The organism is Photobacterium andalusiense, assembly GCF_900185625.1.
GTDB lineage: Bacteria > Pseudomonadota > Gammaproteobacteria > Enterobacterales > Vibrionaceae > Photobacterium > Photobacterium aquimaris.
Genome location: NZ_FYAJ01000001.1, coordinates 581,415 through 602,302 on the forward strand (window position 1 = coordinate 581,415; position 20,888 = coordinate 602,302).

Annotated in this window: 19 protein-coding genes and 2 riboswitches; of the genes, 13 read left to right on the forward strand and 6 right to left on the reverse strand. The window is 39.2% G+C overall.

Annotated elements, in window-relative coordinates:
- The first annotated feature begins 6 nt into the window (after positions 1-6).
- The 5 genes from yqfB (at position 7) to rplT (ending at position 3,713) form a co-directional block, all read left to right on the forward strand.
- Positions 7-333 (forward strand): N(4)-acetylcytidine aminohydrolase, encoded by a 327-nt coding sequence (yqfB, locus tag PAND9192_RS02690; protein WP_087852425.1) that lies wholly within the window; start codon positions 7-9, stop codon positions 331-333.
- 197 nt (positions 334-530) lie between these two features.
- Positions 531-2,462, forward strand: a complete 1,932-nt coding sequence (gene thrS / locus PAND9192_RS02695; protein ID WP_060996461.1) for a threonine--tRNA ligase — start codon at positions 531-533, stop codon at positions 2,460-2,462.
- Positions 2,463-2,465: 3 nt separating this feature from the next.
- Positions 2,466-3,017: a translation initiation factor IF-3 gene (gene infC, locus PAND9192_RS02700; protein ID WP_080888971.1), complete on the forward strand. Its 552-nt coding sequence runs from the start codon at positions 2,466-2,468 to the stop codon at positions 3,015-3,017.
- 102 nt (positions 3,018-3,119) lie between these two features.
- Entirely contained in the window at positions 3,120-3,314 is a 195-nt protein-coding gene (gene rpmI, locus PAND9192_RS02705) for a 50S ribosomal protein L35 (RefSeq protein ID WP_005367387.1), read from the forward strand.
- 45 nt (positions 3,315-3,359) lie between these two features.
- On the forward strand, positions 3,360-3,713 hold the full coding sequence (gene rplT, locus PAND9192_RS02710; RefSeq protein WP_036795101.1) for a 50S ribosomal protein L20: 354 nt from the start codon (positions 3,360-3,362) through the stop codon (positions 3,711-3,713).
- A gap of 437 nt (positions 3,714-4,150) precedes the next feature.
- On the opposite strand, the gene PAND9192_RS02715 is transcribed toward rplT, so the two are convergent.
- Complete coding sequence (locus tag PAND9192_RS02715) at positions 4,151-4,402, reverse strand: phenylalanyl-tRNA synthetase subunit alpha (RefSeq protein WP_036795095.1); 252 nt, start codon at positions 4,400-4,402, stop codon at positions 4,151-4,153.
- Positions 4,403-4,584: 182 nt separating this feature from the next.
- A complete protein-coding gene (locus tag PAND9192_RS20510; RefSeq protein ID WP_144018073.1) occupies positions 4,585-4,860 on the reverse strand; it encodes a hypothetical protein in 276 nt (91 codons plus the stop codon).
- Between the two features lie 295 nt (positions 4,861-5,155).
- Here PAND9192_RS20510 and pheS point away from each other — a divergent pair, with 295 nt between their 5' ends.
- The 6 genes from pheS (at position 5,156) to btuD (ending at position 12,456) form a co-directional block, all read left to right on the forward strand.
- Positions 5,156-6,139 (forward strand): phenylalanine--tRNA ligase subunit alpha, encoded by a 984-nt coding sequence (gene pheS, locus PAND9192_RS02720; RefSeq protein WP_087852426.1) that lies wholly within the window; start codon positions 5,156-5,158, stop codon positions 6,137-6,139.
- A gap of 20 nt (positions 6,140-6,159) precedes the next feature.
- On the forward strand, positions 6,160-8,544 hold the full coding sequence (gene pheT / locus PAND9192_RS02725) for a phenylalanine--tRNA ligase subunit beta (protein WP_087852427.1): 2,385 nt from the start codon (positions 6,160-6,162) through the stop codon (positions 8,542-8,544).
- Positions 8,545-8,998: 454 nt separating this feature from the next.
- Entirely contained in the window at positions 8,999-9,295 is a 297-nt protein-coding gene (gene ihfA, locus PAND9192_RS02730) for an integration host factor subunit alpha (RefSeq protein ID WP_036795089.1), read from the forward strand.
- A 198-nt stretch (positions 9,296-9,493) separates the two neighbouring features.
- Positions 9,494-10,555, forward strand: a complete 1,062-nt coding sequence (locus PAND9192_RS02735; RefSeq protein ID WP_087852428.1) for a succinylglutamate desuccinylase — start codon at positions 9,494-9,496, stop codon at positions 10,553-10,555.
- Between the two features lie 101 nt (positions 10,556-10,656).
- Entirely contained in the window at positions 10,657-11,649 is a 993-nt protein-coding gene (gene btuC, locus PAND9192_RS02740; RefSeq protein WP_087852888.1) for a vitamin B12 ABC transporter permease BtuC, read from the forward strand.
- 3 nt (positions 11,650-11,652) lie between these two features.
- The gene (btuD, locus tag PAND9192_RS02745; protein ID WP_087852429.1) at positions 11,653-12,456 is read left to right on the forward strand and encodes a vitamin B12 ABC transporter ATP-binding protein BtuD; all 804 of its coding nucleotides are present in this window, start codon (positions 11,653-11,655) and stop codon (positions 12,454-12,456) included.
- A 93-nt stretch (positions 12,457-12,549) separates the two neighbouring features.
- Here the strand turns inward: btuD and PAND9192_RS02750 are convergent, their stop codons facing one another.
- Positions 12,550-13,173 carry a thiol:disulfide interchange protein DsbA/DsbL gene (locus PAND9192_RS02750; RefSeq protein ID WP_087852430.1) on the reverse strand — a complete coding sequence of 208 codons (624 nt, stop codon included), beginning with the start codon at positions 13,171-13,173 and terminating at the stop codon, positions 12,550-12,552.
- A 235-nt stretch (positions 13,174-13,408) separates the two neighbouring features.
- Here PAND9192_RS02750 and yegD point away from each other — a divergent pair, with 235 nt between their 5' ends.
- Positions 13,409-14,761, forward strand: coding sequence for a molecular chaperone (gene yegD, locus PAND9192_RS02755; protein ID WP_087852431.1), 1,353 nt, complete (start codon positions 13,409-13,411; stop codon positions 14,759-14,761).
- A 76-nt stretch (positions 14,762-14,837) separates the two neighbouring features.
- Here yegD and PAND9192_RS02760 read toward each other — a convergent pair whose 3' ends face one another.
- Positions 14,838-15,149 (reverse strand): high-potential iron-sulfur protein, encoded by a 312-nt coding sequence (locus tag PAND9192_RS02760; protein ID WP_087852432.1) that lies wholly within the window; start codon positions 15,147-15,149, stop codon positions 14,838-14,840.
- Positions 15,150-15,671: 522 nt separating this feature from the next.
- On the opposite strand from PAND9192_RS02760, the gene dtpA reads away from it, so the two are divergent.
- Positions 15,672-17,150, forward strand: a complete 1,479-nt coding sequence (gene dtpA / locus PAND9192_RS02765; protein ID WP_087852433.1) for a dipeptide/tripeptide permease DtpA — start codon at positions 15,672-15,674, stop codon at positions 17,148-17,150.
- A 328-nt stretch (positions 17,151-17,478) separates the two neighbouring features.
- Here the strand turns inward: dtpA and PAND9192_RS02770 are convergent, their stop codons facing one another.
- Both PAND9192_RS02770 and PAND9192_RS02775 read right to left on the reverse strand, forming a co-directional pair.
- Positions 17,479-18,879: an alanine/glycine:cation symporter family protein gene (locus PAND9192_RS02770; RefSeq protein ID WP_087852434.1), complete on the reverse strand. Its 1,401-nt coding sequence runs from the start codon at positions 18,877-18,879 to the stop codon at positions 17,479-17,481.
- An 80-nt stretch (positions 18,880-18,959) separates the two neighbouring features.
- Positions 18,960-19,057: riboswitch (glycine riboswitch) on the reverse strand.
- 19 nt (positions 19,058-19,076) lie between these two features.
- A riboswitch (glycine riboswitch) is annotated at positions 19,077-19,216 on the reverse strand.
- 194 nt (positions 19,217-19,410) lie between these two features.
- Positions 19,411-20,739: a glycoside hydrolase family 18 protein gene (locus PAND9192_RS02775; RefSeq protein ID WP_087852435.1), complete on the reverse strand. Its 1,329-nt coding sequence runs from the start codon at positions 20,737-20,739 to the stop codon at positions 19,411-19,413.
- Between the last annotated feature and the right edge of the window lie 149 nt (positions 20,740-20,888).

Below are 20,888 nucleotides of genomic sequence, written 5' to 3' on the forward strand. Positions count from 1 at the left end.
ATTATAATGACTACACCTATTATCCCTACAGAAATGACTTTTTTTGCACGTTTTGAAAGCGATATATTGTCAGGAAAAAAGACAATAACGATTCGTGATGAAGCTGAACGTCATTATGTTCCAGGTACTACCGTTGAAGTATCAACTTATGAGGATGGACGCTGGTTTTGTCGCTTAGAGATTTTAAGTGTTGAACCAATAGCATTTAGTGATTTAAATGATTTTCATGCACAACAAGAAAACATGACGTTAACGGAACTAAAAGCGGTTATTAACGATATTTACCCTGGTATCGAGAAACTGTACGTAGTGAATTACGCCTTAGTAAAATAAGCGTATAAAAAGTTAGGGTGATCCTTTGCAATATCTTGTTACCGTTTGTATAGTGTCACCCAGTTTTTACCTTAGCGTGTTGCTCAGTATTGCGGCATCAAAGTAAAAACATTTTTATTCATAAAAGCTTCTCTAAAAGCTTTGTTAACTCAACATGTGCTACTTGGTGTGTGGCACCACTGTTTAAGGATATTTAAATGCCTGTTATTACTCTTCCTGACGGTAGTCAACGTCAATTCGACGACGCTGTATCAACAATGGACGTTGCACTTTCAATCGGTCCTGGTCTTGCGAAAGCAACCATTGCAGGGCGTGTTGATGGTGTTCGTGTTGATGCTTGTGATCTTATCGAAAATGACGCTAGCCTAGAAATCATCACAGTAAAAGATGATGTTGATGGTCTTGAAATCGTTCGCCACTCATGTGCACACTTGCTAGGCCATGCAATTAAACAATTGTACCCTGAAGCAAAAATGGCGATCGGTCCTACGATTGACAATGGTTTTTACTACGATATCGATCTAGAGCAATCATTAACACAAGAAGATCTTGAAGTTATTGAAAAGCGCATGCTTGAACTAGCGAAAACTAAGTATCAAGTTGTGAAGAAAAACGTGAGCTGGCAAGAAGCGCGTGATGCGTTTGATGCGCGTGGCGAAACGTACAAGATCGAAATCCTAGATGAAAACGTTGCTCGTGACGATCGTCCAGGTTTATACCATCATGAAGAATACATTGACATGTGTCGTGGTCCACACGTACCACACATGGGTTTCTGTCAGAACTTTAAGCTATTAAGTGTTGCTGGTGCATACTGGCGTGGTAATAGCGATAACAAGATGCTACAACGTATTTACGGTACTGCATTCCACGATAAGAAAGCACTGAAAGCGCACCTAACGCGTTTAGAAGAAGCTGCAAAGCGTGACCACCGTAAAATCGGTAAGCAACTTGATCTGTTCCACATGCAGCAAGAAGCTCCAGGTATGGTATTCTGGCATCATAACGGTTGGACTATCTTCCGTGAGCTAGAAGTATTTGTTCGTGAAAAACTAAACGAATACGATTACCAAGAAGTAAAAGGCCCATTAATGATGGACCGTGTGCTTTGGGAACGTTCTGGTCACTGGGATAAGTACGCTGAAGCGATGTTCACTACAAGTTCTGAGAACCGTGAATACGCTATTAAGCCGATGAACTGTCCTGGTCACGTACAGATCTTTAACCAAGGCCTTAAGTCATACCGTGATTTACCATTACGTATGGCAGAGTTTGGTTCTTGTCACCGTAATGAGCCTTCTGGTTCACTTCACGGTATTATGCGCGTACGTGGTTTCACCCAAGATGATGCGCATATTTTTTGTACAGAAGCACAAGTACAACAAGAAGTTACATCTTGCATCGAAATGGTGTATGATACATATAAGACATTTGGTTTTGATAACATTGTTGTTAAATTATCAACTCGCCCAGAAAAGCGTGTTGGTTCTGATGCAATGTGGGACAAAGCTGAAGCCGATTTAGTTACCGCGCTTGAGTCAATGGAAATTCCATTTGATATTCAAGAAGGTGAGGGTGCATTCTACGGTCCTAAGATCGAGTTTACACTTCACGATTGCCTTGATCGCGCATGGCAGTGTGGTACTGTTCAACTTGACTTCGCATTACCTGAGCGTTTAGGCGCTACATATGTAGGTGAAGATAATGAACGCCATACACCGGTTATGATTCACCGTGCAATTCTTGGTTCACTAGAGCGCTTCATCGGTATTCTTATCGAAGATTACGCAGGCTTCTTCCCAACATGGTTGGCGCCTCAGCAAGCTGTAGTGATGAATATTACTGACTCTCAAGCAGAATATGTGCAAGAAATTGTAGAAAAATTGAAAAAAAGTGGAATTAGAGTCAATGCGGACTTGAGAAATGAGAAGATTGGCTTTAAAATCCGCGAACATACTTTGAAGCGAGTGCCTTTCATGCTCGTTTGCGGTGACAAAGAAGTCGAAGCAGGCGTAGTAGCAGTTCGTACTCGCAAGGGTAAAGATTTGGGTAAATTTAAGATTGATGAATTAATTGCATTTATGCAAGAAGAAATCAGCAATCGTAAGCTCAATGTTGTGGAGGAATAAGGTATTAAAGGCGGAAAAAGAACCCAAGCACCAGTTAAGCAAAACGCGCATCGTCTGAATGAAGAAATTCGTGGCGTACGTGAAGTTCGTCTAACTGGCCTTGACGGCGAATCAGTCGGTGTTGTTTCTATTGAAGAAGCAATGAATGTTGCTCTTGATGCTGGTGTGGATCTAGTTGAAATTAGCCCTAATGCCGAGCCACCAGTCTGTCGTGTGATGGACTATGGTAAGTACTTGTTCGAAAAGAGCAAGGCTGCTAAAGAGCAAAAGAAGAATCAAAAACAAATCCAGATCAAGGAAGTTAAATTCCGACCTGGTACAGACGAAGGCGATTATCAGGTAAAACTACGCAACCTGACTCGCTTTTTAGAAGAGGGCAACAAGGGTAAAGTCACACTACGTTTCCGTGGTCGTGAAATGGCCCACCAAGGCATTGGTATTGAGCTTCTTAATCGTATTAAGGCAGAACTTGAAGAGATCGCGGTCTGTGAAAGTTTCCCTAATCGTGTAGAAGGTCGTCAAATGACCATGATGCTTGCCCCAAAGAAGAAGTAATAACGGCATTCAAGTAGCTAAAAAGCGCTGCTTTTAAGTAGCGCTTTTTGTTCGCCCTATTACTATGATTATTAACTATCAACAATGCGGAGTTATCATCTCATGCCAAAGATGAAAACAAATCGTGGCGCAGCTAAGCGCTTCAAAAAAACAGCTGGTGGCTTTAAGTTTAAGCACGCTACTAAGCGTCACATCCTGACTAAACGTACTACTAAGAACAAACGTCAGCTTCGTCCAAATGCAATCCTTCCTAAGTGTGAAGTGGCTGCAGTTGCTCGTATGCTTCCGTTCGCTTAATCGTTTTTAGTTTTATATTTTTTTAATTTTAGTTAGGAGTCTCCTATGCCTCGCGTAAAACGTGGTGTACAAGCGCGTGCACGTCACAAGAAAGTTCTTAAACAAGCTAAAGGTTACTACGGTGCACGTTCACGTGTTTACCGCGTAGCTTTCCAAGCTGTTACTAAAGCTGGTCAATACGCTTACCGTGACCGTCGTCAGAAGAAACGTACTTTCCGTCAACTTTGGATTGCACGTATCAACGCTGCTGCACGTCAAAATGGTATGTCTTACAGCCGTCTAATCAACGGTCTTAAGAAAGCGTCTATCGAAATCGATCGTAAGATCCTTTCTGATATCGCTGTATTTGACAAAGCTACTTTCACTGTTCTTGTGGAAAAGGCAAAAGCTGCACTGTAATTTATCAGTCTAGTTTTAAATTGAAAGGAGAGCCTCGGCTCTCCTTTTTTCGTTTAAATCTATCGCTAAGTCATTATTCTTTGTTATTGTTCCGCACCTCGCACCTCGCACCTCGCACCTCGCACCTCGCACCTCGCACCTCGCACCTTACATCTCGAACCTCACATCTCACATCTCACATCTCGTATAGTAGTGATCGTTTGTAAGCTGCTTTCTCATTGTCATCTTCAGTGTAAATTAATTACGTAAAGTGTGTTTTATGACTACATTGAAAATGATGTTCAATTGCATTGGTTGATAACTAATTCAATACAGTATTGTTTTTATTTTTTTATGGGGAAATATAGCGAGGAGGGAATATAAAAAATCATCGAAGGGTAAAAAGCCAGTAATAGAATATTATTACTGGCTTTACAATAGAATTTCGTTGTTACCGCTTATGCTCGTGCGTAACGTTGGTTACGTTTTTTATTTGCTGTTGCTAGAGTCTTAAGTAAAAACGCTAAGAAACCAACAAATAATGCGTTGAAACCCATAAAGAAGACAAGATTAATAAAATTGAAACCCTCTTCTGGTGCAATCGGCATTGCTGATGCTAGGCCATAATTACCAAGCAGTAATAAAGCAGTACAAAGAATCGCAGCGATAGTTGAAATTTTTGAGAGAGCAGCAAGATCTTTAGTATTCATAATATGGTTCCTAACATTGATATTGATCATAATTTACACTGAAAAATGTAACTTTAAAACCAATTTGATAGAAAAAGATCGTATTTATCACAGCTTTATTACATATAAAGCGCCTCAATATTTAGAATGAAATGTATTGAGACGCTAATATTAAGATATGAATCAAGTAATTACTTTTTTTGTTATGCGTTGTTACGCATAAGAGATTGCTTCATTTGTTGTTGTGATTTTTTTACTCGCCAGATTAAGCAACCAAGAAAACCAACAAACATGAAATTAAATCCAACATAGTAGATAACATGAATGAAATCGATATGAGTTTGATTTGTTAGGTGATCTTTCATTTCAATAGGCATACTCAATGTCATCCCATAATTGCCCAAGATGACTAATGCGAGGCAGAGCAAGGAAGCAAAAATACTTATTTTAATTAAGACCGATAAAAATTGGGTGTTCATGATGATTATTCCAAAGTGAATATTGCTAAAATTTACTTTTTTCATTCAATTTTAGAAAGAGAGAAAAATGAAATATAGGAGTGCGAAATCTGTTTTATAGTCTAAGTGAACTCATCGTTAATGCACTGAAAAAGTACAAATTCGAATATTAATGACAAAAGGCGTTTTTTTTTCGTCCAAACTTACTGTTTTATTACGATTCAATTTGGATTTAGACGCTGCTTTCTTTAGTATGTATCGTTATGCGATTTTATATCTCCCTTAAGGACGCCACCTGTGGGTGGATGAGGATACGATGCAACATCTAGACGAGATTATTGCCAACGCAACGGCAGCTATTGAGCAGGCTGATTCATCAGTAGCTCTGGACGAAGTTCGAGTTCAATTTCTAGGCAAGAAGGGTCATTTAACTCTTCAATTACAAGCCCTAGGTAAATTACCACCAGAAGAGCGTCGCACTGCTGGTCAAGAAATCAATAAAGCGAAACAAGTAGTACAAACATTACTTGTTGAGCGTAAAGATAGTCTACAGCGTGCTGAGCTTGAAGCTAAGCTTGCTGCTGAGACTGTTGATGTTTCTTTACCTGGTCGCCGTATTGAAAATGGTGGTCTACATCCTGTTACGCGTACTATTGAACGTATTGAAAGTTTCTTTGGTGAGCTTGGTTTTACAACTGAAGCTGGCCCTGAAATTGAAGATGCTTTCCACAACTTCGATGCGCTTAACATTGCTGAAGATCACCCAGCACGTACAGATCACGATACGTTCTTCTTCAACCCAGATCTAATGCTACGTACGCATACTTCTGGTGTACAGATCCGTACGATGGAAGCGGGTAAACCACCATTCCGTTTCATCGCACCAGGTCGTGTTTACCGTAATGACTACGATCAAACTCACACACCAATGTTCCACCAAGTGGAAGGTATGTTAGTTGACGAAAATGTAAACTTTGCACAATTGAAAGGTATTCTTCACGATTTCCTTTGTAATTTCTTTGAAGAAGAAGTTGAAGTACGTTTCCGTCCTTCATTCTTCCCATTCACTGAGCCTTCAGCTGAAGTTGACGTTAAAGGCAAGAACGGTAAGTGGTTAGAAGTTTTGGGCTGCGGTATGGTTCATCCTAATGTACTTCGTTCTGTTAACATCGATCCTGAAAAATACTCAGGCTTTGCATTTGGTATGGGCGTTGAACGTCTAACCATGCTTCGTTACGGCGTTAACGATTTACGTGCGTTCTTTGAGAACGACTTACGTTTCCTTAAACAGTTCAAGTAAGCACTAGGGGCTAGAAATCTATGAAATTCTCTGAATCTTGGCTACGCGAGTGGGTTAACCCTGCAGTAAACAGCGAAGAGCTAGCTCACCAAATCACAATGGCTGGTTTGGAAGTTGACGGCATTGAAGCAGTTGCTGGTGAATTCACTGGCGTTAAAGTTGGTCAGGTTGTTGAGTGTGCTCAACACCCAGATGCTGACAAGCTACGTGTAACAAAAGTAGATGTTGGCGCTGAAGAGCTACTAGATATCGTTTGTGGCGCATCTAACTGTCGTCAAGGTATTAAGGTTGCAGTGGCTACTGTTGGTGCTGTTCTGCCTGGTGATTTTAAAATCAAGAAGGCAAAATTACGTGGTCAGCCTTCTCACGGCATGCTTTGTTCTTTCACAGAGCTAGGTATTGACGTTGAGTCTGACGGTATCATGGAGTTAGCGGCAGATGCAGTATTAGGTACTGATTTCCGTGAATTCCTAGGTCTTGACGATGTCACTATCGATGTTGATCTAACGGCTAACCGTGCAGATTGCTTAAGCATTGCTGGTCTTGCTCGTGAAGTAGGCGTATTAAACCGTGCTGAAGTGACTGAACCGCAATTTGATATTGTTGCGCCAACAGCCGCAGATACTATTTCAATTGAAGTTAAAGCACCTGCTGCATGTCCACGTTACCTAGGTCGTATTGTTCGTAATGTTAATGCGCAAGCTGAAACACCATTATGGATGCAAGAAAAACTACGTCGTTGTGGTACTCGCTCAATTGATCCAATCGTAGATATCACTAACTACGTATTGCTTGAAATGGGTCAGCCAATGCATGCTTTCGATCTTGCTAAGATCGATGGTGGTATTGTTGTACGTATGGCAGAGCAGGGTGAAAAGCTTACTCTTCTTGACGGCAACGAAGCTGAATTAAACAGCAATACACTAGTGATTGCAGATAACAAGCAAGCACTAGCAATTGCAGGTATCTTCGGTGGTGAGATCTCTGGCGTTAACGCTGAGACCAAAGACGTACTACTTGAGTGTGCATTCTTTGCACCAGACGCGATCCGTGGTCGTGCGCGTAGCTACGGTCTACACACTGATTCTTCACACCGTTTCGAGCGTGGTGTTGATGCAACACTTCAAATGAAAGCGATGGAGCGTGCTACTGCACTGATCGTTGAAATTTGTGGTGGTGAAGTTGCACCAATCGTTGAAGCTGAATCAGAAGCTGATTTGCCAAAAGCGGCAACAATCGAACTACGTCGCTCTAAGCTAGATCGTTTATTAGGTCACGCAATTGCTTCTGAAGAAGTGGTTGAAATCCTAACACGTCTTGGCTGTGATGTTGAAACAACAGATGCTGGCTGGAAAGCAACAGCACCGGCATGGCGTTTTGACATGGCAATTGAAGAAGATTTAGTGGAAGAAGTGGGTCGTATTTTCGGCTACAACAATATTCCTAATCAATCTCCAGTTGCGGCACTTAGCATGAACCTACACAAAGAAGCGGATTTACCGTTGAAACGTGTACGTGATTTGCTTGTTGGTCGTGGTTTCCAAGAAGCAATTACATATAGCTTCGTTGAGCCTGAGCAACAAAAACTAATTGTGCCTGAAATTGAGCCATTGATTCTGCCATTCCCAATTTCTGCGGATATGTCAGCAATGCGTTTGAGCCTATGGACTGGCCTACTAAATACAGTAGTGTTTAACCAAAAGCGTCAGCAACCACGTGTACGTTTATTTGAAGCTGGTCTACGTTTTGTGCCTGAGCAATCAGCAGAAAACGGCATGCGTCAAGAAATGATGCTTGCAGGTGTGATTGCGGGTAACCGTAGTGATGAGCATTGGGATATTGAAACTAATACTGTTGATTTCTTTGATCTTAAAGGTGATTTAGAAGCCGTTCTTGAGCTAACAGCAAAAGATGCTTATAGCTTTAAAGCCGCTAAACACCCAGCACTTCACCCAGGTCAATCAGCAGCAATCGTTGTTGATGGCAAAGAAATTGGTTTCATTGGTACCGTACACCCAGAGCTAGAGCGTAAGTTCGGCTTAAATGGCCGTACCATCGTATTTGAAATCGAGTGGGCAGCAATCAATACGCGTATGCTTCCTGAAGCTGTCGTTATTTCTAAGTTCCCTGCAAACCGTCGTGATATTGCGGTTGTAGTCAATGAAGATATTGCTGCGGGTGATGTGGTAGCTGCTTGTCGTGACAACGGCGGCGAGTTATTAAAAGCAGTTAATCTATTTGATGTTTACACTGGTAAAGGTGTAGATGACGGTCAGAAGAGTCTTGCGATTGCGCTAACGTTGCAATCAACTGAGCGTACATTAGAAGAAGCTGATATTGCAACAGCAGTAGAAAGTATTGTTAATGCATTGGCTGAAAAATTTGATGCATCACTTCGTGATTAAAAAAGCATCATAATTAAATTTAAGTCTTTGTTTTAGGAAAGCAGCCTCTTGAGGCTGCTTTTTTTTGATCTAGATCTAAAAAATAATAACATCTTGATAAATAGTTATATTTTCTGATTTAAAGTCTTCAAGTAGAGTTTTTAACTGCATATCTTTGGTTTTTTAGTGATTAAATGCTGTTTGTTGTCTTGGCAAGCTCAACTAGATGCACTGTTATAGCAAAAATTGGTAACTAAAATGGTGTGATTTGACATGAAGTTAACGTAAAAAAGTTGGCGAAAATCAGCGAGTTGGCTTAGACTGAGTCTAGTTGATAGTGAGAGGGATAATATAGTCCCGTAGTTTTTGCAGTTTAGAATTACATCTCTAATTGACATATACCTTATTCACAGTGGCATACTTTATATGTAGGTATGTACACTATCCATTCAACATAGTCTTGAGGGAGTTATCTATGGCGCTCACAAAAGCCGATTTGGCTGAGAACCTGTTTGAAAATGTTGGATTAAGCAAACGGGACGCCAAGGATACGGTGGAAGTCTTCTTTGAAGAAGTTAGGAAGGCTCTAGAAAATGGTGAGCAAGTTAAGTTATCTGGTTTTGGTAACTTTGATTTGCGTGACAAAAATGAGAGACCTGGAAGAAATCCTAAAACGGGTGAAGATATTCCTATCTCCGCACGCCGTGTCGTTACATTCCGTCCTGGTCAGAAGCTTAAGGCTCGTGTCGAAAGTTTAGAAGTTAATAAATAAATCTTTCGCAAGTTTGCTGATCTGATCTGAACTGAAACCCAAGTAAATGTATTTTTACTTGGGTTTTTTATTACCTATCGTTGTGACGCCACTGGCAACAGGGCTATATTAATAATAGTAATATTGTTATTTCTTATGTCGAGGATGATATAAGCCCAAATAGAGGGTGTGTGTTGAAATGAACAAGGAGGTTGTATTATGACGTTAATTGAGCAGATAAAGCGCGGGCAGTTTCTTAAAGCAACTTGCGACTTTTCCCAACCTTTTGTTGCCGGAGAGTGGGTATTAGATTCAGGGTTACACTGCCAACTCTTATACCGGGGTGTACTGCAAATCACTCCACGAGAATTAGCCTCCGATGCCAAAGATATTGTATTGTCTAGCGGCATCCATGGTGATGAAACTGCGCCAGTTGAACTTGTTCAGCAAATAGCATCAAGTGTAGTGTTAGGGCAGATTCAACCCGTTCACCGTTTACTATTGATCATTGCTCATCCTGAAGCGATTAATCATCAGCAACGCTTTATGGCCGAAAATATGAATCGGCTGTTTCAAGTAAGAAATTTTGAGAAAAATAATGAGTGTCGTATTGCGAATGCATTACAGTTGGCCATTAACAGCTTTTATGGCACCTCTATTGCCATAAAGCCAGAGCGATGGCACCTTGACCTTCATTGTGCTATTCGTCCATCACAACACGATACCTTCGCTATTAGCCCCTACACTGATAAACAAACTCGCAGTAATAAATTATTCAGTTTCATCCATCATGCCAAATTGGATGCCGTTTTACTTTCAAATACACCGTCACCGACATTTGCATGGTATAGCGCAGAATATCATGGTGCACAGGCGTTGACAGTCGAACTTGGGCGAGTGGGCAAGCTTGGGCAGAACGATTTTACTGTTTTGGCGCCATTTCAACATGCAATATTGCAATTGATCACTGATGTTACTTTGCCGATTATTTGGACCAGTGAAGTAGAGGTATATCAAGTCAGTCGAACAATAGTAAAGCAACAGCCTGACTTCTTCTTTACGTTTAATGATGACGTGGCTAATTTTACTTTTTTTGCAGAGGGTCATGAGTTTGCAGTCGATGGTGATAAAAAGTATGTCGCTGACACTCATGGCGAAGCGGTCGTGTTTCCTAATCGACATGTCGTTGTTGGTCAACGAGCAGCATTAATGGTTAAAAAGGCAAGTCTAATTTTTGATGAACAAGTCAGAGTTTATGCTAAATCTAACCCATCATATTGATAATTATCTTTAAATAATGAACTTTTAACGGTGTTTGTTTGCATTATAAAAATGGCGCTGTATGGTGTCTGACCTTACTATTTTGAGCGTAATAAGTCTTGATATTGTTAAATGAATTATTACATCAACAGCAACGGCGATGGCGTGCTTGGTTGATTGTTTCATCTGTATTGTTGTTCGCTATTTGTCTGTTTGCTATTGCTGTTGGTGAGATATGGATTTTACCTTGGGCCCCCGTTGGTGAACTGCAGCAACAATTATTATTGCAATTGCGAATACCTCGAGTACTCGCTGCAATGATGGTCGGGGCGGCGTTAGCAAGCTCTGGTGCAGTGTTACAGGTTTTATTAGGGAACCCATTAGCTGAACCCGGTGTACTTGGTATTTCTGGTGGCGCAAGTCTAGCAGTTGTGTTGTTATTATTTGTTATCCCTATCACTCCTACGCCATTGATGACGATGTTTGCTGCGATGGTCGGTGCGTTATTATTTACCCTGATTTTAGTTGGATTCTCTCGCCGTCAAAAAGTCTCTATGGCGCGATTATTATTAATTGGTGTGGCACTAGGGATCTTATCTGGCGCAGTGGTGACATGGGCATTTTATTTCAGTGATGACTTAAGTATGCGCCAGTTAATGTATTGGTTGATGGGCAGTGTCGGTGGCGTGAATTGGCCGCAATTATCATTATTATTCTTTATTGTGCCGGTATTAGTTGTGCTTTGTCTGCAAGGTAAATCATTGGATGTAATGATGCTTGGGGATGTGGCTGCACGTCAATTAGGGGTGGATGTTCGACGTATTCGATGGCTATTGATTCTAATGATATCGTTGTTAGTCGGGTGCTCTGTTGCTCTTGCAGGTGTGATTGGATTTGTTGGTTTGGTTGTGCCGCATTTATTAAGGTTGCAACTGGGTACAGAAAATAAATATTTACTGCCGCTCTCAGCTATTTGTGGTGCAATATTATTAGTATTAGCCGATACTTTATCTCGAATATTATTAAGTGATGCTGATTTACCGATTGGGGTGGTGACAACATCACTTGGCGCACCTGTGTTTATTTGGATGTTAATGCGTTCGCAGTTGGATTAAAGCATGATAACAACGTTTGAGAGCTATGATATTTCAACAGCAGAGTTAATCTTAAAAGCGCAGGATATTGCTTTTACACCGCGATTATTACCAGTGTCACTTACTCTGTATGCTGGGCAGATCACTCATGTTATTGGCCCTAATGGTAGCGGTAAAAGTACGATATTATCGATTTTATCAGGGCTATTTGATTATGAGGGTAGCATTCAATTACTCAATGATGATTTAACCGATTATGATCTACCATCTCTAGCACATGTGCGAAGTTATTTATCGCAACAAGATAAACCCAATTTTTCTATTCCTGTTTTTCAATATTTGTCGTTGGCTGTGTCAGCTTTACAGCATGTTGATAATCAACAATTGCAAATGGCACTCGATGAGATTTGCAGTCGATTAAACATTCAAGATAAATTATCACGTAATATTCAACAACTTTCTGGCGGAGAATGGCAGCGAGTACGCCTTGCTGCTGCATGTTTACAAGTTTGGCCAAGTATTAATCCTCAAGCGAAATTGTTATTACTTGATGAACCAGCTGCGGCATTGGATATTGGTCAAGAAGCCACAATGTATCAATTGGTCCGATATATTGCTCAGCAAGGTATTGCTGTGGTGATGGTTAATCATGATTTAAATCGAACTTTACGTGAAGCTGATAGTGTTGTGCTACTCGATCATGGTCATTGTGTCGGTTATGGGAGTGCTGAACAAGTGATGAATGTAGAACAATTACAAGCGGTGTTTAAAACCAGTATTCATCGTATAGATCATAATGATATGCCGTGCTTAGTATTTGTTGATTAAATTGCAGCATCGAGAATTATTGATATTTCGATACAAAATGTAGAGATAAAAAAATACCTGCAAAAGAGCAGGTATTTATAATCAAATAGTTAATTATTGTTTGTTTTTTAAGTAAACAATAGTATTTGCTAGATCTTGTAAGCTTTTATGTGCGCTGGTATTAACTAAGTATTTACCGTTAACCAAAAATGCAGGTACTGATTCTAGTGCTGCGTTACGCACGATATCTTCAGATTGTTGGAACATTTTAAAAACTTCTTTTTGTTGAGCTTCTGTTAGCTCATAAGGGCTTTTTAAATTGTTATCGTGGAAGATTTTATCAATAGCAGTTTTACGTTGTTCTACGCTCATATCTTTTGGCGAGTCTTGAACAAAGGCAAATAATTGCTCAACCAATGCATGGCTTGGTTTATTGTCTGTTTGTACCATTGCAGCATAGAAAATGAACGCTGCTTTTTGTGCACTTTCATTAAAAATAACGTGGACTTGCTTAATATCGCCATTCGTTAGTTTTTTGATTTCAGGCAAAATGCTTTCCATCTTACGGCAGTGACCACAAGAAAGAGAAAAGATTTCAGTTACACCTTTCATTGCTGGCATTGGTGTCGGGATCACTGAATATTGGTCACCTTCTTGAGGTGTCTTTGAATCAGAACATCCAGATAGCGCAATGACTGTAAAGAGTAGAACAAAAAAAGCTTGATAAATACGTTTCATATTTCTGTACTTTTAAAAAAATTATGAGCCTATTATGTCGATAAAAGACAGTAAATGCATCGACAAAATGATAAAAATGAATAAAAAAATGTGCCACTTAATTCATTTGTGGCTAAATGTTAAACGTTTATTGTTGTTCTTCTATTATATATAAACACAGACTAAGATCTCCGTGTGTTACCTTTTAGAATAAGCTATTATTGGCGGCTTTTTTACCGCATGTGAGTGTTAATCGATGTACATTGGATTTGATTATGGAACCGCAAATTGTTCGGTTGCAGTGATGGAAGACAGTAAACCTAAACTTTTACCGTTAGAGAATAATAATCAATATATTCCGTCGACCTTATGTGCGCCAACGCGTGAAGCGGTGTCTGAATACTTATACCGTTTTATGGGTATCAAGCCATCAAATTCAACCGGTGAACAAGTTTTACGCCGTGCTATGGCGATGAATCGCGAAGAAGATATTGAGGTTGTTGCTGGTGATTTGCAATTTGGTCAAGCAGCATTAGATCTTTATCTTAATGATCCTGAAGAAGTGTATTACGTTAAATCACCTAAATCTTTTTTGGGTGCTAATGGTTTACGTGATGGTCAAATTAGTTTTTTTGAAGATCTTGTTTGCGCAATGATGGTTAATATAAAGCGCACAGCAGAGCAAAGTTTACAACAAGATATTGTCAGTACTGTTATTGGACGTCCTGTTAACTTTCAAGGTATTGGTGGTGAGAGTGCTAACCAACAAGCTGAAGGTATTTTATCACAAGCTGCGAAACGTGCTGGATTTAAAAATGTGTGTTTTCAGTTTGAACCTGTTGCAGCAGGGCTTGAATATGAGTCAACATTAACAGCGGATAAAACGGTATTAGTGGTTGATATTGGCGGTGGTACGACTGACTGTTCGCTAATTAATATGGGGCCTAGCTTTCGCCATCTTAGCGATCGAAGCGCAAGTTTATTAGCGCATAGTGGTCAACGTGTTGGTGGTAATGATCTTGATATTCATTTGGCATTTAAGCAATTAATGCCACAGTTTGGCTTAGGTAGCAAAACTCTTCGTGGTATTGATATGCCGTTTAATCAGTTTTGGAATCCGATTGCGATTAATAATGTTGCTGCTCAAACTGAGTTTTATGGTGATGCAAATTTACGTGCATTAGAAAAACTTCGCCATGACGCTGCTGATCCACAATTATTGTCGCGACTTATTCATGTTTATCATGAAACACTTGGCTATCAAATTATTCGTCACGCAGAAGAAGCTAAAATTGCATTATCAAGTCATACTCACCACACGGTGAATATAGCGTTAATGCAAGATTTGTTTGAAGTGGATATATCAGTACAACAATTGGCTGAAGCGATCGAAACACCAAAAGAAAAAATGCGTGATCTCGTTATTGAGGCGATGGCACAAAGCCAGGTTAAGCCTGATGCTATATTTATGACGGGTGGTACTGCACGTTCACCTATTTTACGCCAATGTATTGAACAACAATTACCCAATATTCCGATTGTGAGTGGTAGCTATTTTGGTTCTGTAACGGCTGGCTTAGCACGTTGGGGCGAGCGTTGTTTTGGCTAGCTGATCAATAAATAGATAAATACGATGTCATCGTAAAATGCCTGCATGTCTGCGGGCATTTTTGTATTAATATAATTTACGCTGGTTGAGGGGCATAAGCTGAACACCAGCCGTTGATATTAACGCTTTTCCCCGGGAAGATAGCACAAGGCTGCCATTGACTATTACTGCCATCACTACGAATTAACAGACAGTTTTTACAATTTTGGCTTTGGATTGTTGATTTATTAACATATTTTAGAGCACTAGCCTGCGGGCTGTCTTGTTTAAGCTGAGGTAGTTCAGCTGCAGTAACAGAGCATATGAGAAATTTATTTCCTAGTGTTAAGCCAATAATTCCACCAGCTGTTAATTGTATAAAACGCCGTCGAGATGATTTCTTTACCATGATCCTTCCCTTATTCGTATATTGAATAATTATTTTAGAACAGCTTATATAAGTAGAAATAAGCGTCCTATTGTCCTTAGTTGTATTAGTTCTTTTATATCTTTAAATAATAGTATAGGGAGATAAAACAAACCAGAATAGGGATGACTTTTACAAAACAGGTAACAGTAGTGGTTATCATTATCAATTGGCTTGTATTGCTGTTCAATAAATACCAATGATATAAAAGTTAACATTTGAATGGTGTTTTAATGTGATAACTATTTGTTTGTAAATAGATAAAAATTTTTCATATTTACTGGTATTTAATATTTCATTTTCGGTGTCTTTATTTATTGTTTTATTTCGGTCTTAATGTATGTAAATGCATAACTATAATTTTTAGCTGCTTTTTATTTTATATTCATTACTAATAAGACGGTATAGCATTATTATTCTTGTTATTTCACATTGGGGAGAAATAACATTAATTAATATACATGTTTGGATTAGTTTTATCGAAACCTTTCAAGGAAACACTACATGTCTGATGAGAACGTATTCAAACAGCCAAAACCGTTCTATTTAATATTTTCAATTGAGTTCTGGGAACGATTTGGTTTCTATGGCATGCAAGCAATTTTAACTGTTTATATGGTTAAAATTCTAGGTATGTCAGAAACCGCTTCTTTTACTTTATTTGGTGCATTCTCTGCATTAGTTTATGGTTCTGTAGCTATCGGGGGCTGGGTAGGAGATAAAGTACTTGGAACAAAAAGAACCATCAAATTAGGCGCGATGGTACTTGTTGTTGGTTATGCTTTATTAGGATTATCAGCAACCAGTGGTTATGGTGGTTCAGATCTTATCTATATTGCAATGGGCTTTATTACCATGGGTAATGGTCTATTTAAAGCCAACCCATCGAGCTTATTAGCAAAAGTGTATGGCGAAAATGATCCTCGTTTAGATGGGGCATTTACCATGTACTATATGGCAATTAACTTGGGTTCATTTTTCTCAATGCTACTATCACCATGGATTGCAGAGAAATTTGGCTACGATATTGCTTTTGGTGTAAGTGCGGCCGGCCTTGTTATTACACTTGTCAATTTCTATATTAGTGGTCGTATTGTTAAAGGTATTGGCTCTAAACCGGACATGAAACCATTAAATAAAGTATATTTTTTAGGTGTTTTGGTTGGTGCAATTTTATTTAGTTTTGTAAGTGCTATTTTATTACAACATCTATTTTATGCGCATGCTATTTTAGTTGTTGTTGGCTGTACAATTGTTGGACTGTATTTTAAAGAACTATTTTCAACGTCAGGTATTGAGCGAGCAAAAATGTTTGTTGCTTTTATCTTGATGCTGCAAGGTGTGGTATTTTTCGTGCTTTATTTCCAAATGCCAACTTCGCTTAACTTCTTTGCGATCCACAATATTTCACATGATTTATTTGGTATAAGTGTTGCGCCTGAACAATTTCAAGCACTAAACCCATTGTGGATTATGATTGCGAGCCCTGTGTTAGCAATGATTTATAATAAATATGGCGATCGTTTTTCAATGCCGTTCAAGTTTGCATTGGGGATGGTGTTATGTAGCTTGTCATTCTTAGTCCTAGTACTTGGTGCGCATTTTGCTAATAGTGACGGTATTGTTGATTCAAATTGGCTGATTATTTCTTATGGCTTCCAATCAATCGGTGAGTTATTTGTATCAGGTCTTGGTTTAGCAATGGTTGCTCAACTAGTACCACAACGAATGATGGGTTTTGCCATGGGTATGTGGTTCCTAACCTCAGCCACAGCAGCAGTTGTTGCTGGTTGGGTTGCAACACTAACAGCAGCACCCGCTAATGTAATAGAACCTCATCAGACACTAATGTTATATAGCCATGTGTTTGGTATTATTGGTTACTCTACTGCTGGTATTGCTCTTTTCACTATGCTTATTGCACCAAAACTAACACGTGTTATGCGTGGTGAAGATACACCTGCAGAGGTAACTGCTGCATAATCATAAGGATTGATTAAAGCTATATTGCTAAATAAAACGGATGCCAACGATCAATGTTGTTGGCATCCGTTTTTGTATCTGAATAATATGATGCAGAGCAGGAACAGCAGGAACAGCAGGAACAGCAGGAACAGCAGGAACAGCAGGAACAGCAGGAACAGCAGGAACAGCAGGAACAGCAGGAACAGCAGGAACAGCAGGAAGAGCTGCTGTTATCGTTACTACGGTGGTAATAGGGGCTTATTTCGCAAATGATATTATACAAAAAAGCCTCAGTATCACTTCAAAACGTTAAAGTGAATACTGAGGCTTTTTTATTGGTTGTGAATTACTGAGCCGAAATAGGATTCTTATCTTGGTGCTGTAATTTTAAACTTGCAAAGTATTGCTGAGTTTCTGCAATCACAACATGGCGTAGCATTACTAGACCAATAAGGTTCGGAATTGCCATTAGACCATTTACAATGTCAGCAATTACCCAAATCATGTCTAATTGCATGAATGCGCCACTGGCGATAAGGACTAAAAAGACTATTTTATAAGGCATAATTGCTTTTACGCCAAATAAGTAAGTAATACAACGCTCACCATAGTAGTTCCAACCTAAAATAGTGGTAAAGGCAAAAAACATTAAGCCGATAGAAACCATTAATGGGCCGTAATACTCAGAATGCAAACCAGCTGCAAAGGCATGAGTCGTCATTGTTGCACCAGCAAAATCACCGGTCCAAGCACCAGTAACTACAAGCGTTAAACCTGTCATAGTACAAATAATGATGGTATCAAAGAATGTACCTGTCATTGATACTAAGCCTTGGCGAACACATGAATTAGTTTGAGCTGCCGCTGCTGCAATAGGTGCACTGCCTAAGCCCGATTCATTTGAGAATACACCGCGAGCAATACCAGATTGAATCGCTAACATCATGCCTGCACCAACAAAACCACCTGTAGCAGCATGACCAGTAAAGGCTGATTGAATCACTGTTTCAATAGCAGTAGGTAGCGCATGAAAGTTGGTACCTAAAACAATTAAGCAAGCCATAATATAAAAGCCAGCCATTAGTGGTACAACAGTACTTGCTACTTTAGAAATTGATTGAATTCCGCCTAATGTTACTGTCGCAACTAAAAGAGTAAGAATAACAACGGTAATTTCTTTTGGTGCATTTAATGAAATATGTGCCGCTTCAACAATGGCATTTGCCTGTGGGAAAGTACCAATACCAAAACAAGCTACACCAACAGCAAAAAGAGCAAATAATTTAGCCAGCCACTTACTACCAACGCCTTTTTCAAGGTAGTACATAGGACCACCAAGAATTTGACCATTAGCATCAACTTCTCTGTACTTTACGGCTAATAAACATTCAGCGTATTTGGTTGCCATACCAAATAAAGCAGCTAGCCACATCCAAAAAAGAGCGCCAGGGCCGCCGAGTTTAATTGCGGTTGCAACACCAACAATATTACCGGTACCAATTGTTGCAGATAACGCAGTACACAACGCAGCAAAGCTTGATACATCACCTTCGCCGGTACTATCTGGATCTTTTTTACCACCAAAAACATATTGTAATGCCAGTGGTAGGTAACGGATCTGAATAAAACCAAGTCGAATTGTCAGATATAAACCAGTGCCGACTAATAAAATTAATAGCGGTGGTCCCCAAACAAAGCTGTCTAATGTGCGTAGAAAATTAAAAATTGTGTCATGTAGTGGATTCATTATTCCTCCTTCAACGTACAAAGGAAGAGATATAGAACAACAGGTAAGTGTTAGTTACAGAATGGCTTCTTGTTGCTGCTCTTATCTCCTCTGTCCTTTTGCCTGAGAGTTTCACCGTAATATGCTACGGTTTGCTCCTTCGGCGCTCGATTTAACGAGTCTCTCCAGAGGCTCCTCCAATAACAGTCCATACCTATTGCATTTCTGCAACCTGGTGCCTGAAAGATTTACGAATTAAAATACGATGGGATCATATTAAGCTTCGCTTACTTCTTCGGCGGGCCGACGTGTATACCGTTATAGTATTCGTCAATGGCCGCTCTCCTGCTACCTTCATCGGAACTCATTTCGCCCGCAATGTTAGGGGATAAAAATGTGATTGTCAGCAAAAAAATGAAAAAAAAGACACTGACTAAATAAAATAAGCGTCAGTTGATAACAAAAGGAATATTCCGTATAAAAATAAACCAGCATAGATGGCCGTTATTATTATCGAATTATTCCTAATGATGATTATTTGGGCACTGTTGGTTAAGGGTTTAAGGTGTTATCAAGCACTGAAATTAATTCGTTATTCACATCAGAGGTGATATCCCATCCAAACACACCGCCAAGACCATGCTTTTTCACATAGTCTGCTTTTGCTTTGAGGGAACGTTTATCTTCAAAGCTAATATATTCTTTATTTTTTTGATTATAAAGCACTGCGGCTTCTGCAGCTTGATCATAGTAATAGCGATAACCTAATTTAGGGTTGTTAAGGAAGTATTTACTAATATCACTGTAGTTAAAATAGCCAGGATCTTGAATGTCAGAGCCTTTACGTAATCCTCCTTTGCTATTTAGATTTTCAAGTTTATCAGCTGAGATTGTGTTTACACCTTGCCATCCTCGACCATAAAAAGGGCTGCCGATAATGATTTTGTTTTTAGAAATTTTATTATCAATAAGTATGTTAACTTGGTTATCTACAGAAATATTATTAGGTGTGTGTGGAGTACTATATAAATTGCTGTGATGGCCAACGATATGATTCCAGTTACCTAAGAAATCAAAATTCATCAAATAAATCTGGTCTAAGTATTGGTTAACATAAGACCAATTAATGCCTGGTAATGTTTTAGGACCGGCATTGATAGCTGTTGAAAGTTGGTATTTGCGGTTATTTTGTTGTTCTAATGTGTCTAATTTAAGACGTAATTCCTTAATTAACAGGCTGTAGGCTTCCCGTTCTAGTTTGGCATTAGTTTGACCTTTACCTGATAATCCATGACCGCCAGGGTACTCCCAATCAATTTGAATGCCGTCAAAAAAGTCATATTTTAAGATTAACTCAGCTGCCGTATTAATAAATGTTTGTCGATAGGTTGGATCAAGGGCAACGGTATGAAACGGCTCTGAAAGTGTCCACCCACCAAAGCTTGGTAGAATACTTAAATGAGGGTATTTATTTGATAATGCTTTTAATTGACCAAAATTACCTTGGTAACTAACGTTTTTTGCTGTCTCTCCTGCCAGTTTAATATGCAAAGCAGCATATTCATCTAAAATAATGGCTGTTCCTGTTGGTTTATTCGCACATTGGGTAGCAATTATTTTTTTGATGTTATTCGGTGATGAATCAACAGGACCACAAACGGCAAGAAATGCATAAATAAGATGAGTTAATTTATCTGCTGGGATCTTACTGGCAGGATAAGGATTATTAGGTGTATACACTTTCCAATCAGGGTAATAGGCGGCCACAATAGTAGATTGGCTATGGTCTTCTGCATAGCTAAGTTCTATTTGAGAGACAAACCCGAAAGCTAAAAAAAAATATAATGAGAGAGTACGTGTTGCTACTAAAAAATGCTTCATTGTCGATCTGATTAATTTATAAAAACAGCTTATATTATTGACATTATAGATAAAAATTATGTATTTGTTTGTTGTGGTTTTTTGAAATCACTCACAAAATTAGTCGAGGTAGTCGATCAAAACATTGGTCAATATTCGGTTTAAGTATT